The following is a 13,656-nucleotide window of genomic DNA, read 5'->3' on the forward strand; positions in this document are numbered from 1 at the left end:
AAACATGGAACTTAAAAATAAAAATGTTTTTGTAACAGGTTCAACACGTGGTATTGGATTAGCTATAGCACATCAATTTGCTAGTCTTGGTGCCAACGTTGTCCTAAATGGACGTTCTGAAATTTCTGAGGACTTGCTTGCGCAATTTGTGGACTATGGTGTAACTGTTGTTGGTATCTCAGGTGATATTTCTAATGGTGAGGATTCTAAACGTATGGTAGCAGAAGCCATTGAAAAACTTGGAAGTGTTGATGTACTAGTTAATAATGCTGGTATCACCAACGATAAGTTGATGTTGAAGATGACTGAAGAAGATTTTGAACGCGTCTTGAAAATCAACTTGACTGGTGCTTTCAATATGACACAAGCAGTCTTGAAACCAATGTCTAAGGCTCGTCAAGGTGCCATTATCAATATGTCATCTGTTGTAGGTCTTATGGGAAATGTTGGTCAAGCTAATTATTCGGCTTCAAAAGCTGGTTTGATTGGTTTCACTAAATCAGTAGCTCGTGAAGTTGCAGCTCGTGGTGTTCGTGTTAATGCTATTGCTCCTGGTTTCATTGAGTCTGATATGACTGATGCAATCCCAGAGAAAATGAAAGACGCTATGATTGCTCATGTACCAATGAAACGTATTGGTCAGGCAAAAGAAGTGGCAGAAGTTGCGGCTTTCTTGGCAGGGCAAGAGTATCTTACAGGTCAAACAATCGCTATTGATGGTGGTATGACCATGCAATAATTGATTTTCATTATCAAAAAATCATATACTAAAATATCCATCCGAAAAAGGAGAATATACATGTCTACAAATCGTGTTGTTGTTACAGGTTACGGTGTAACCTCACCAATCGGTAATACACCAGAAGAATTTTGGAACAGTCTTCATGACGGTAAGATTGGTATTAAGCCAATCACCAAGTTTGATGCTTCTGAAATCCCAGTCTTTAACGCTGGTGAAATCCAAGATTTCCCATTCGACAAGTATTTTGTGAAAAAAGATACTAACCGTATGGACACTTATTCACTTTATGCGATTTATGCTGCTATGGAAGCACTTGAAAATTCAGGACTTAATATGGAAGAAGTAAATCGTGATCGCGTTGGTGTTATCGTGTCATCTGGTATCGGTGGTTTACAAGAACTTGAAGATCAAATTATCCGCATGCATGAACGTGGTATGAAACGCATCAAGCCAATGTTTATTCCTAAAGCTCTCTCAAACATGGGTGCAGGGAATATTGCTCTTAAGATTGGTGCTCAAGGGGTATGTAAATCAGTGACAACTGCCTGTGCCTCTGCCAATGATGCTATCGGTGAAGCCTTCCGCGAAATTAAATTTGGATTTCACGATGTTGTCTTGGCTGGTGGTGCGGAAGCTTCAATCACTAAAATTGGTATTGGAGGTTTTAACGCTCTTACAGCCCTTTCAACAACAGAAGATCCAGAACGTTCTTCAATTCCATTTGATAAAGACCGTAATGGTTTTGTTATGGGTGAAGGTGCTGGGGTTCTTGTTATTGAAAGCTTGGAGCATGCGCAAAAACGTGGTGCCAACATCTTGGCTGAGATTGTTGGTTACGGATCAAACTGTGATGCCTATCATATGACAACGCCAACTCCAGATGGTTCAGGAGCTGCTAAAGCAATTAAATTGGCTATCAATGAAGCTGGTATCAAGCCTGAAGATGTTGACTATGTCAATGCTCACGGTACTTCAACACCAGCCAACGAAAAAGGTGAAAGTGCTGCTATTGTGTCTGTACTTGGTAAAGATGTTCCAGTTTCATCTACTAAATCATTTACAGGTCACCTGCTTGGTGCTGCTGGTGCTGTTGAAGCTATTGCAACAATTGAAGCTATTCGTCACAGCTTTGTACCAAAAACTGCTGGTACAAAAGAATTGTCTGACTACATTGAAGCTAATGTTGTTTACGGTGAAGGTAAAGAAGCTGATATTGAGTATGCAATCTCAAATACCTTTGGTTTTGGTGGACACAACGCTGTTCTTGCCTTTAAACGTTGGGAGGGCTAATTTATGAATATTTCTGAAATTAAAGATTTGTTGACTCAATTTGATGCCTCAACTTTGCGTGAATTCTCATATAAAAACAATGGAGAAGAGTTGAACTTGAGTAAAAATCAAACAAGTTCAGTAACTACTTCCCCAGTAGCTCCTACAGGTGAAGTGGTTGCGTCAGCTCCTCAGGCTCCAGTTGCTCCAGTAGCAGCACCCGCTACTGTTGAAACACCAGTCGAAGAAGCCTCTGTACCAGCTCAAGCTGCTGAAGGAGAAGTAGTTGAAAGTCCACTTGTAGGAGTTGCTTACTTGTCACCATCTCCTGAAAAACCAGCCTTTGTTTCTGTTGGTGATACAGTTAAGAAAGGCCAAACGCTTCTTATTGTTGAAGCTATGAAGGTCATGAATGAAGTGCCTGCACCTAAAGATGGTGTTATCACTGAAATTTTGGTAGCAAATGAAGAAGTCGTTGATTACGGAAAAGGATTGGTACGCATCAAATGACAATTGATATTAATGCTATTCGTGAGGCTTTGCCACACCGTTACCCAATGCTTTTGGTTGACCGTGTTTTAGAAGTTTCAGAAGACGAAATTACAGCTATTAAAAATGTTACGATCAATGAGCCTTTCTTTAATGGGCATTTCCCACAATACCCAGTTATGCCAGGTGTCCTCATCATGGAAGCTCTTGCGCAAACTGCTGGTGTTCTTGAATTGTCAAAACCTGAAAATAAAGGTAAGTTAGTCTTTTACGCGGGTATGGATAAGGTTAAATTTAAAAAACAGGTTGTCCCAGGGGACCAACTTGTTATGACAGCTAAGTTTGTTAAACGTCGTGGAACAATTGCTGTTGTTGAGGCTAAAGCGGAAGTCGGTGGTAAACTTGCTGCATCAGGGACTTTGACTTTTGCTATTGGAAGCTAATGTTTTGTGAAAATCCTTCTGGCGACAGTCGGAAAGGATTTTTCTTTAGACATTGGTCTATCACATGGAAAGGAAATCTACACAGACTATCATAAAGATGTGTGATGTTATCTTGTTTTATGTTTAAAAAAATATTGATTGCCAATCGTGGTGAAATTGCAGTTCGTATTATCCGTGCAGCGCGTGAATTGGGAATCCAAACGGTCGCTATCTATTCTGAGGCGGATAAGGATTCTCTCCATACTATGCTTGCTGATGAAGCTATCTGTATTGGTCCGGCAAAATCAACTGATTCTTATTTGAATATGAACCGTGTCTTGTCAGCAGCTATTGTAACTGAGGCTCAAGCTATTCATCCAGGGTTTGGTTTCTTGAGTGAAAACTCTAAATTTGCTACTCTCTGTGAGGAAATGAACATCAAGTTTATTGGTCCTTCAGGTGAGATTATGGACAAAATGGGTGATAAAATCAATGCTCGCGCTGAAATGATTAGGGCTAATGTCCCTGTAATCCCTGGTTCAGATGGTGAAGTCTTTACGGCTGAAGAGGCTTTAGAAGTTGCCAATCGTCTAGGTTATCCAGTGATGCTTAAGGCTTCTGCAGGTGGTGGCGGTAAAGGAATTCGTAAGGTCAACACTAAAGAAGAGTTGGTTCCTGCCTTCGAATCTGCGTCACAGGAAGCTAAAGTATCCTTTGGTAATGGGGCAATGTATATTGAGAAAGTTATTTACCCAGCTCGTCATATTGAGATTCAAATTTTGGGAGATAGCTATGGTAATATTGTTCACCTAGGTGAGCGTGACTGTTCTCTTCAACGTAATAACCAAAAGGTCTTGGAAGAATCACCTTCTGTTGCCATTGGTAAGACACTTCGTCATGAAATTGGGTCTGCGGCTGTCCGTGCTGCTAAGGCTGTTAATTATGAAAATGCGGGTACTATCGAGTTTCTTCTTGATGAAAAATCAGGTCAGTTTTACTTTATGGAAATGAATACTCGTGTTCAAGTTGAGCACCCAGTTACTGAATTTGTAAGTGGTGTGGATATTGTTAAAGAACAAATCCGTATTGCTGCAGGTGAAAAATTATCTGTGTCTCAAGATGATATTGAAATCAAGGGACATGCCATTGAGTGTCGTATCAATGCGGAAAATCCTAAGTTCAACTTTGCACCAAGCCCAGGGAAAATTAGCAATCTCTACCTACCTAGTGGTGGTGTTGGTCTTCGTGTGGACAGTGCTGTCTATCCAGGCTATACCATTCCACCTTACTATGATTCAATGATTGCAAAAATCATTGTTCATGGAGAAAATCGATTTGAGGCACTCATGAAGATGCAACGTGCTCTTTACGAGCTTGAAATCGATGGAGTTGTGACAAATGCTGACTTCCAGTTAGATTTGATTTCAGACCGTAGCATTATCGCTGGAGATTATGACACATCATTCTTGATGGAAACTTTCCTACCAGAATATCAGAATCGTGAGGAATAGGGTTTATGGGATTATTTGATCGAAAAGAAAAGTATATCCGTATCAATCCTAACCGTTATGTACGTAATGGGGTTTATCACCATGTGCCAGAAGTACCAGATGATCTTTTTGCCAAATGTCCTGGCTGTAAACAAGCTATTTATCAAAAGGACTTGGGACAAGCTAAAATCTGTCCAAACTGTTCTTATGCCTTCCGTATTTCCGCAAAAGAACGTCTTGATTTAACGGTTGACGAGGGATCTTTCCAAGAATTATTTACAGGTATTAAAACTGAAAATCCATTAAATTTCCCAGGTTATATGGAGAAGCTAGCTGCCACCAAGGAAAAAACAGGTCTTGATGAAGCAGTTGTGACGGGTGTTGCAACTATAAAGGGACAAAAAACAGCCTTGGCTATCATGGATTCCAACTTTATCATGGCTTCAATGGGAACCGTTGTTGGTGAAAAAATCACAAAACTCTTTGAGTATGCGATTTTGGAAAAACTTCCAGTAGTTATTTTTACAGCTTCTGGTGGTGCCCGTATGCAAGAGGGAATCATGAGTTTGATGCAAATGGCTAAGATATCAGCAGCAGTAAAACGTCATTCAAACGCTGGCTTGCTGTACTTGACCGTCTTGACAGATCCAACCACTGGCGGGGTTACAGCAAGTTTTGCCATGCAAGGCGATATCATCTTGGCTGAGCCACAAACTTTGATTGGCTTTGCAGGTCGTCGTGTCATTGAAAATACAGTTCGTGAAACTTTGCCAGATGATTTCCAAAAGGCCGAGTTCCTTCAGGAACATGGTTTTGTTGATGCCATTGTCAAACGTACAGAGTTGGCTGATACTATTGCCACGCTCTTATCATTCCATGGAGGTGTTCAATGAGCGACGTAGCACGTATTTTAAAAGAAGCACGTGATCAAGGCCGTTTAACGGCTTTGGACTTTGCTAAAGAAATCTTTGATGATTTCATCGAACTTCATGGTGACCGTAATTTCCGTGATGATGGTGCCGTTATCGGTGGTATTGGTCGCTTAAATGGCCAAGCCGTTACAGTAGTGGGTATCCAAAAAGGTAAAAACCTACAAGATAATCTCAATCGTAACTTTGGTCAACCTCATCCGGAGGGCTATCGTAAGGCTCTTCGCCTTATGAAACAGGCTGAAAAGTTTGGTCGTCCAGTTGTTACCTTTATCAATACTGCAGGTGCTTATCCTGGTGTCGGAGCAGAGGAACGTGGACAGGGTGAGGCTATTGCTCGTAACCTTATGGAAATGAGCGACCTTAAGGTGCCAATTATTGCCATCATCATTGGTGAAGGTGGTTCTGGAGGTGCCCTTGCCTTGGCAGTAGCTGATAAGGTTTGGATGCTTGAAAATACCATCTATTCTATCTTGAGTCCTGAAGGGTTTGCAACTATTCTCTGGAAAGATGGTTCACGTTCAGAAGAGGCAGCAGAGTTGATGAAGATTAGATCAGGCGAGTTACTCAATATGGGAATCGTTGACAAGGTTATTCCAGAACGTGGCTATTTTACTAGGGAAATTATTGAAGCGATTAAGACAGCCATCGTAGACGAGTTGGCAGAATTAAGCCAATTATCAACAGAAGACTTACTTGAAGCGCGTTATCAACGTTTTAGAAAATATTAAAAAACATTGGGAATTATATCCCAATGTTTTTTAGACGGTATGACGTTCGAAGGCTTGGTCTGAGATGCCTTGTTCAAGGATAAGTTTAGCCCATTCCTTAGCTGAATGAAGGCTGTGATCCTTATAGTTACCACAAGATTCAATAGTAGTTCCTGGAACATCTTCCCAAGTAATTTCGTTTGCAATAGCTTCAAGACTAGATTTGATAACTTTGGCAATTTCCGTAGGATCTTGTTTTCCCCACATGATCATATGGAAACCTGTACGGCAACCAAATGGTGAGCAATCAATAAGGCCATCGATACGTTGACGGATCAGTTTAGCGAGTAGGTGTTCGATAGTATGAAGACCACCTGTATCAATACTATTTTCATTAGGTTGAATCAAACGGATATCAAAGTTTGTGATGATATCTCCTTTAGGTCCAACTTCCTCTGAAATAAGACGGACATAAGGTGCTTTTACAATGGTGTGATCAAGTTCAAAACTTTCAACAGTAACGTCTTTTGGCATGGTAATACCTCCCTATTCTATAGAGTTATGATACCACAAAATCAGTTTAAAGTTCTAGTATTTATTTGAGGAATATAAATTAAAATATCCATATCCAGAAATAGGGGATATTTTAATATCTGCTTCTGGAAGCATAGGTAGAACTGTTGTATATCAAGGGGAATATGAATATTTTCAAGATAGCAATATAGTTTGGTTAAAGCATGATAATCGCTTGGATAATAAGTTTTTAAAGCAGTTTTATTCGACTGTTAAGTGGCAAGGATTAGAAGGAAGTACGATTAAACGGCTATATAATAAAAACATTTTAGATACAGATATTAGTTATCCATAGTACCACTGACAAAATAAAATAGGGATGTTCTTTGAACAATTAGACAACACTATCACTCTTCATCAGCGTAAGTTAGATTTGTTGAAAGAACAGAAAAAAGGCTTTTTACAAAAGATGGTTTTGTTGCAAAGTTTCCCCTCAGATCCATTATAGGGTAAATTGAGTTTAATAGGAACTAGGAGGAGTAATGAAGATGAACCATTTTAAAGGCAAACAATTTCAGAAAGATGTGATTATTGTCGCTGTAGGCTACTATCTTCGGTACAACCTGAGTTATCGTGACGTCCAAGAAATTCTATACAACCATGGTATTAACGTGTCTCACACCACTGTCTATCGTTGGGTACAGGAATATGGGAAACTACTTTACAACATTTGGAAGAGGAAAAACAAACAGTCCATTGATTCGTGGAAAATGGACGAGACCTATATTAAATCAAAGGAAAATGGCATTATCTTTATCGCGCCATTGATGCAGATGGTCTCACTCTGGATATATGGTTACGGAAAAAGCGAGATACACAAGCAGCTTACGCCTTTCTCAAGAGATTAGTTAAATAGTTCGATGAACCAAGAGTTCTGGTGACCGATAAAGCTCCCTCTATTGCCAGTGTCTTCAAAAAATTACAGGCACACGGGTTTTACCAGCGAACAGAACATCGCACGGTGAAATATCTAAATAACCTCATTGAATAAGATCATCGTCCTATCAAGAGACGAAACAAATTTTATCGAAGCTTACGAACAGCCTCAACCACGATTACAGGCATGGAAGCCATTCGAGGATTATATAAGAAGAACCGAAAAGAAGGCACTCTCTTCGGGTCTTCAGTCTGCACGGAAATGAAGATATTATTAGGAATACCTGCATAAACTATAGCTAGTGTTAGACTAGTATTGTTCATTTTGGAACTTTGCAACAGAACCCTCTATAATCTCTACAGTAGTTTTACCCACTACATAAATCATAGAGCCATATAATAAAGGAGCTAGGCGAGGACAACTAAAAAAGCACCTTGCTGGTGCTAGTTTCTTGCCTGCTAAACTCGTAAATTGATTGATACCCTAACGGGTATTTTTTGCTTTCCTTTTTGCTAACTTTTGGGGTAAGCAAACGGCAACTTATGGGGGTATGAATTACTAAAATAGCTCACAAAATCGCTTTGTTATCACTCTAATAAAACCTATGAAAAAGGTTTCGGTATTTATTTATAAAACTCTTTGAGATATAATTTTTGCAATTTCAGACACATTTGCACGACTTGAGAATTCTAATTTTACTTTTCCCAAACTCGAGAACCATAATTCCAATTCGCTGTCTAAGTCAAAAGTACCAGCTGTTTCAATAGAAAAAGTTTGAATTTTAGAATAAGGAAGAGATGTGAAATCTTTTTTCTTACCGGTAATACCTTGGACATTAATAGCGATAATACGATGAGTTGTAAATACGACTCCATCACGTATCCCTTTATATGTTCCTAAGATAGACTCGCCTTTTACAAGAATCGGTGAGATATTGTTAACGAAAGCATCATCATTTGTAGGTTTTAATTTAATAAAAGCAGCATTATTAAAATCAATCATTTTTATTTTTCCTTAAATATTCGGTGGGGTTATTATATTTTTTATTTTAAATTAGAATTAAATTTGACTTTAGAAGGATCCATAATTGAACGGTTTTCTCCGATTTCTACACCTGAAATATAATAATGAAATTGAGGATTATCTACTCCTTTGGAATGAGCTATTTTAACTAGGCTTTCGTTTAAAGTTTGAACTAGACTCTTTATTTCCATATTTGAATAAGATGCAAAAACAATATTCAAATTAACATTAGCAGCTGGGTAACTATAACCTCTGTCTATACTGTCAATGGCATTAGTACCCAAACTCGTATTTACAGTTTGGGCCGCAGAAGACAGGGCATCATAATAATCGTTCTCTTTTATGCTATCCTTTTGTTCTTTTGTTGTTCCACCACTTAATATTTTAGAAGTCTTAACTACTGGCATTAGAACTTTGTATCCATTTAAGTCTACATTCTTGATATTAACTACAAAGTCCACTTGTGTTCCATCAGTCCATCTTTCTGCATCATGTTCATCAGCATATAAAGACATACCAGCAATTGATGCTTGTTCTGGGGCTTTTACATACACTGTATAGTTTCCAGATGAATCAGTACTCCAATTATCTGAACGCATCATTTCTCCAACAAAATGATATTTTTCTCCAGATTTTAAAGTTCCATTATTTATTTTTTCAACAAGCTTATCTGGGGTTGTTTCAATAGGTTTTGAAGCAACTGAGGTTTCTTTTTTAGTAGTATCCTTTTTCTGTGAAGCCTGTTTTTCTTTTTTTGAACTACTAGAGGTAATGGATTGGCTAGTTTTTGTTACTTTGGGTGTTGTTTCTGATTTAGAATCTGTATTTGTTGTATCCGGAGTAACTATACAGCCAATAATCGAAATGAAAATCAGTGATGTAGCAAGTATGAAAGATGTTTTTGGTTTGAATTTTGTATACTGTCCTCTTATTTTAGATTTTACAACTGAATATAAAGCATAACCATACATTATCAAGCCTGAGATGAGGGTTATTGGCCACAATATAAATAGTAAGCTTATACATGTTATAAAAACTAGAATTTTAAACCATTTTGTGTTTTTCCATAAATCTTTTATTTTTTCCATAAAACATCTCCTTGCCCTTTTAACGTGGTTAGCGCACGTATTTTTACTTTAAAAATTATATCCAAGGGCAATATCTATTTCTTCTTGTGCGATACCTATGTTTTCGAATGTAGCTTCTATATTTAAAAATTCACATATTTTATGTGGAGACGCCCAAGTGCGGTCATACTGATTTTCTTCCACATATCTTGGTGCAATATTTCTAAACACATATCTATTGGCTAGAGCTTCGTTACGAGTATGAGCGATCGCTTTCAATCTGTTATTAACTATTGCCAGTGCTTTTCCAGACACAAGATGACCTATTTCGTGTAAAGCGATAAATTCTATACAATCGCAGTGAATTGCTAAGTTTAGTACTATTGTTCCATTCGGATATAATGAACATTTTGGAATATATGAGCCTTCCTCAGTATATCTTTTTCAATCCATATTACCTCAATCCCTGTATTTTTGATAATATCTGCAGCGGTCAGATACCTCATTTATCCACCAATTCTTTCAAAAGTTCATCGTATTGGTTCATTGCTTTTTCTAGTTCTTTATCAAAATTAAATTTTGGCTCAGCTTTGCGAATGATGACATTGTTTCCTAAAGTAACGAATTCGATTTCTTCTCTGATTTCTGCTCCAAAGGTCTCTTTAATTTGATGTGGAATTATAATAACCGTACTATTTCCTGTTTTTCTTAAGATAACATTCATGGCTCTACTCCTTTTGTATATACATTATAAAATGAACTTACAAAAAAGTAAAATATGACGTAAAGTCAAGTTTTTAGAGTAACAAACGTAGAATTTTAATCTATTTATTTTAAGCACTTACCTTTTCAAATTGATTAGGTGTAAGATACCCTAAACTTTGATGGATTCGTTTTGAATTATAAAAGGCTTCGATGTACCAGAAAATACTCTGATAGTCTTCTTCAAAGTTCTTATATTTAAATTGATACACCCACTCTCTTTTTAAATGTCCATGCCAAGATTCAAGACTGGCATTATGATAAGGGTATCCCCTTCGACTGAAAGAGTGAGCCATCCCATAATACTTAAGCAACTCTTCATACTCTAGACTCGTATACTGGCTTCCTTGGTCAGAATGAAGAATAACAGCTTCTGGATAGTCTTGTGATGTAATGGCCTTATTTAAAGTTCTTTGCACTAATTCTACAGTCATTTGCTTGCCCAAATCCCAAGCAATGACTTTTTTAGTATAACGATCTATAATGGTTGAGAGATAAGCCCATCCTTGTTGAGTAGGAATATAAGTAATGTCGGTTGACCAAACCTTATTTTTCTTTGTAGGTTCAGTCTGTATGAGATTTTTTCGATTGATGTGATCACTTAGTGAGTATCCAGGCTTAAATTTCTTAATGACCACAGACTTGAGTTGAAGTTGCTTCATTAGCTTCTGTACCAGTTTTAACCCGACTTTTTCCCCTTGTTTAAGTAGAAGATGATGAATTTTAGGAGCACCATAGATTCCTCGGTTAGCATTGAAGAGTTGAGAAATTTTGAGTGACAGGTATTGTCTCCTTAATTGAGTTTTAGATGGATGTCGGTTAATCTGTTCATAATAACTTGATTCAGGAACATCAAGGAGTTGACAGCTTAGTCTGACATTGAGTGCTAAAGTTTGTATGGTTTGAACTATATCCGCAGCACTCACTTCTTTTTCTCGGCGAATATGGTCAATACTTTTTTTAAGATGTCTCGTTCTTCCTTAACTTTAGCCAGTTGTCTTTTTAATTCTAGAAAATCAGCTTTAGAGACGGAGATTTCATTAGATTTAGAGTAGAGGTCTATCCATTTATAAATTGTTGCAGGGGCCACGTCGTATTCTTTAGACAGCTGGGTGACGGATTGACCAGAATGATAGAAGGCGATAAGGGTTTCTTTAAATTCTTTTGAGTAGCGTTTTTTCATGTTTTTGTCCTTTGTCTAAATTATACAATAGTGACTCTAAGATTTAAGGATAACATCAGGACAATGGTTTTATAAAAGGTGATACCGTCCAGATTGTCCGAAAGAATGGTAAAATCCATGACTATGTTTTAGACGGTGAACGAGTTGAGCCACACGAAACATTGAGTTTAGAAAAAGTATCGGATATAATAAAGGAGCTAGGCGAGGACAACTAAAAAAAGCACCTTGCTGGTGCTAGTTTCTTGCCTGCTAAACTCGTAAAGTGATTGATACCCTAACGGGTATTTTTTGCTTTCCTTTTTGCTTACTTTCGAGGTAAGAAAACGGCAACTTATGGGGTATGAATTACTAAAATAGCTCACAAAATCGCTTTGTTCTCACTCTAATAAAACCTATGAAAAAGGTCTAGGTATTTATTTGAGTAATTGATGCAAATATGATACACTAGAAGGCGGTTTTCTTTAGGAAAACCTTAGAAAAGTTGAGGTAAAGACATGATAAACATGATAATTTTAGTTGTCTTTGCACTCATTGGTTTAGTCGTTGGATATTTAGCAATTTCTATCAAACTTAGCAAAGCTAAGGAACAAGCAGAAACTATCTTGCTAAAGGCAGAACAAGACGCTGTGAATCTTCGTAGTCAGGCAGAACATGATGCAGATCATCTACGTGTAACTGCTGAACGCGAAAGTAAGGCTCAACGTAAAGAGTTCTTGTTAGAGGCAAAAGAGGAAGCTAGAAAATATCGAGAAGATATTGAAGAAGAATTCAAATCTGAACGTCAAGAGCTTAAACAAATGGAGAATCGTTTAACAGAACGTGCAACCAGCCTTGATCGTAAGGATGAAAATCTATCAAGTAAAGAACTCGCCCTCGAGAAAAAAGAGCAGAGTCTTGCTGACAAATCTAAACATCTTAATGAGCGTGAAGAGAATGTAACTCAGTTGGAGGCTGAGAAGCAAGCTGAACTTGAACGTATTGGTCAAATGACCATTGCAGAGGCGCGTGAGGTAATCTTAACAGAGACTGAGAATAATCTTACTCATGAGATTGCAACACGTATCAAAGATGCAGAAGCACAGATCAAAGATACTGTTGATAAGAAGGCCAAAAACTTGTTGGCGCAAGCTATGCAACGTTTGTCTGGGGATTATGTTACTGAACAAACCGTAACCACTGTTCACCTCCCAGATGATAATATGAAAGGTCGTATCATTGGCCGTGAGGGGCGTAACATTCGTACCCTTGAAAGCTTAACAGGTATTGATGTTATCATCGATGATACTCCAGAAGTGGTTGTTCTTTCTGGTTTTGATCCAGTTCGTCGTGAGATTGCTCGCATGACTCTCGAAGCCTTAATTAAGGATGGACGTATCCATCCAGCTCGTATTGAGGAGTTGGTTGAGAAGAGTCGTAAGGAAATGGATAACCGTATCCGCGAATATGGTGAAGAGGCAGCTTACGAAATTGGGGCTATGAATCTCCACCCTGACCTAATCAAGATTATGGGACGATTGCAGTTCCGTACTTCATATGGTCAAAACGTACTTCGTCACTCAGTTGAAGTTGGTAAACTAGCAGGTATTATGGCCAGTGAATTGGGTGAGAATGTGGCTCTAGCTCGTCGTGCTGGTTTTCTTCATGATATGGGGAAAGCTATTGACAAAGAGGTCGAAGGTAGTCACGTTGAGATTGGTACTGAGTTTGCCCGTAAGTATAAAGAGCATCCAGTCGTGGTTAATGCCATTGCCAGCCACCATGGAGATGTGGAACCTGAGAGTGTGATTGCAGTTATTGTAGCTGCAGCAGATGCTTTGAGTTCGGCTCGCCCAGGAGCTCGTAATGAATCCGTTGAGAATTATGTCAAACGCCTTCGTGATTTGGAAGAGATTGCATCAAGCTTTGACGGTGTTCAAACAAGCTTCGCCCTTCAAGCTGGTCGTGAAATCCGTATTATGGTTCATCCAAATAAAATCTCAGATGATGAAGTTACGATCTTGTCTCACAAGATACGTGAACAAATTGAGAAAAACTTGGATTACCCAGGAAATATTAAGGTTACAGTCATTCGTGAATTCCGTGCGGTTGACTATGCCAAATAAGAGGCTCTTTGTCAACTG

General features: G+C 38.3%; 15 protein-coding genes and 2 pseudogenes. 11 read left to right on the forward strand and 6 right to left on the reverse strand.

Annotated elements, in window-relative coordinates; all coding sequences use genetic code 11:
• Positions 1-4 precede the first annotated feature (4 nt).
• The 7 genes from fabG to NSQ85_RS07945 all read left to right on the forward strand — a co-directional run bounded on the left by fabG (position 5) and on the right by NSQ85_RS07945 (position 6,072).
• Positions 5-739, forward strand: coding sequence for a 3-oxoacyl-[acyl-carrier-protein] reductase (fabG, locus tag NSQ85_RS07915; protein ID WP_179972656.1), 735 nt, complete (start codon positions 5-7; stop codon positions 737-739).
• A 60-nt stretch (positions 740-799) separates the two neighbouring features.
• Positions 800-2,032: a beta-ketoacyl-ACP synthase II gene (gene fabF / locus NSQ85_RS07920; RefSeq protein WP_179974261.1), complete on the forward strand. Its 1,233-nt coding sequence runs from the start codon at positions 800-802 to the stop codon at positions 2,030-2,032.
• A gap of 3 nt (positions 2,033-2,035) precedes the next feature.
• The gene (gene accB / locus NSQ85_RS07925; protein ID WP_179974262.1) at positions 2,036-2,521 is read left to right on the forward strand and encodes an acetyl-CoA carboxylase biotin carboxyl carrier protein; all 486 of its coding nucleotides are present in this window, start codon (positions 2,036-2,038) and stop codon (positions 2,519-2,521) included.
• Complete coding sequence (gene fabZ, locus NSQ85_RS07930) at positions 2,518-2,943, forward strand: 3-hydroxyacyl-ACP dehydratase FabZ (protein WP_179972659.1); 426 nt, start codon at positions 2,518-2,520, stop codon at positions 2,941-2,943. The genes accB and fabZ overlap by 4 nt, the downstream gene beginning before the upstream one ends.
• 119 nt (positions 2,944-3,062) lie before the next feature.
• Entirely contained in the window at positions 3,063-4,433 is a 1,371-nt protein-coding gene (locus tag NSQ85_RS07935) for an acetyl-CoA carboxylase biotin carboxylase subunit (protein WP_179974263.1), read from the forward strand.
• A gap of 5 nt (positions 4,434-4,438) precedes the next feature.
• Entirely contained in the window at positions 4,439-5,305 is an 867-nt protein-coding gene (gene accD, locus NSQ85_RS07940) for an acetyl-CoA carboxylase, carboxyltransferase subunit beta (RefSeq protein ID WP_179972661.1), read from the forward strand.
• Positions 5,302-6,072, forward strand: coding sequence for an acetyl-CoA carboxylase carboxyl transferase subunit alpha (locus NSQ85_RS07945; protein WP_340781633.1), 771 nt, complete (start codon positions 5,302-5,304; stop codon positions 6,070-6,072). Before accD ends, NSQ85_RS07945 begins: the two co-directional genes overlap by 4 nt.
• Positions 6,073-6,102: 30 nt before the next feature.
• On the opposite strand, the gene NSQ85_RS07950 is transcribed toward NSQ85_RS07945, so the two are convergent.
• Positions 6,103-6,585: an S-ribosylhomocysteine lyase gene (locus NSQ85_RS07950; RefSeq protein ID WP_002885585.1), complete on the reverse strand. Its 483-nt coding sequence runs from the start codon at positions 6,583-6,585 to the stop codon at positions 6,103-6,105.
• A gap of 61 nt (positions 6,586-6,646) precedes the next feature.
• On the opposite strand from NSQ85_RS07950, the pseudogene NSQ85_RS07955 reads away from it, so the two are divergent.
• Together NSQ85_RS07955 and NSQ85_RS07960 are read left to right on the forward strand one after the other, a co-directional pair.
• A pseudogene (locus NSQ85_RS07955) lies at positions 6,647-7,036 on the forward strand (restriction endonuclease subunit S); the annotation flags it as partial.
• 76 nt (positions 7,037-7,112) lie between these two features.
• Positions 7,113-7,792, forward strand: a pseudogene (locus tag NSQ85_RS07960) (IS6 family transposase).
• 336 nt (positions 7,793-8,128) lie between these two features.
• Here the strand turns inward: NSQ85_RS07960 and NSQ85_RS07965 are convergent.
• From NSQ85_RS07965 to NSQ85_RS07985, 5 genes are all read right to left on the reverse strand, one after another.
• Positions 8,129-8,503, reverse strand: a complete 375-nt coding sequence (locus NSQ85_RS07965) for a PH domain-containing protein (RefSeq protein WP_101415541.1) — start codon at positions 8,501-8,503, stop codon at positions 8,129-8,131.
• Positions 8,504-8,544: 41 nt separating this feature from the next.
• On the reverse strand, positions 8,545-9,612 hold the full coding sequence (locus NSQ85_RS07970) for a hypothetical protein (protein ID WP_179974264.1): 1,068 nt from the start codon (positions 9,610-9,612) through the stop codon (positions 8,545-8,547).
• Positions 9,613-9,660: 48 nt separating this feature from the next.
• Positions 9,661-9,906, reverse strand: coding sequence for a hypothetical protein (locus NSQ85_RS07975; RefSeq protein WP_101415543.1), 246 nt, complete (start codon positions 9,904-9,906; stop codon positions 9,661-9,663).
• Positions 9,907-10,093: 187 nt separating this feature from the next.
• Positions 10,094-10,315 (reverse strand): AbrB/MazE/SpoVT family DNA-binding domain-containing protein, encoded by a 222-nt coding sequence (locus NSQ85_RS07980; RefSeq protein WP_101415544.1) that lies wholly within the window; start codon positions 10,313-10,315, stop codon positions 10,094-10,096.
• Between the two features lie 109 nt (positions 10,316-10,424).
• A protein-coding gene (locus NSQ85_RS07985; protein WP_179974266.1) for an IS3 family transposase occupies positions 10,425-11,536 on the reverse strand; the annotation gives its coding sequence in 2 pieces (ribosomal slippage) (positions 10,425-11,320 and positions 11,320-11,536; 1,113 coding nt in all).
• 71 nt (positions 11,537-11,607) lie between these two features.
• Between NSQ85_RS07985 and NSQ85_RS10735 the strand changes: the two genes are divergently transcribed.
• Together NSQ85_RS10735 and NSQ85_RS07990 are read left to right on the forward strand one after the other, a co-directional pair.
• Positions 11,608-11,751 (forward strand): competence regulator inhibitor paratox, encoded by a 144-nt coding sequence (locus tag NSQ85_RS10735; protein WP_445009713.1) that lies wholly within the window; start codon positions 11,608-11,610, stop codon positions 11,749-11,751.
• A gap of 279 nt (positions 11,752-12,030) precedes the next feature.
• Complete coding sequence (locus NSQ85_RS07990; RefSeq protein WP_179974267.1) at positions 12,031-13,638, forward strand: ribonuclease Y; 1,608 nt, start codon at positions 12,031-12,033, stop codon at positions 13,636-13,638.
• Positions 13,639-13,656: the final 18 nt, after the last annotated feature.

The sequence above is a fragment of the Streptococcus sp. FSL L8-0526 genome (genome assembly GCF_038007145.1).
GTDB lineage: Bacteria > Bacillota > Bacilli > Lactobacillales > Streptococcaceae > Streptococcus > Streptococcus thermophilus.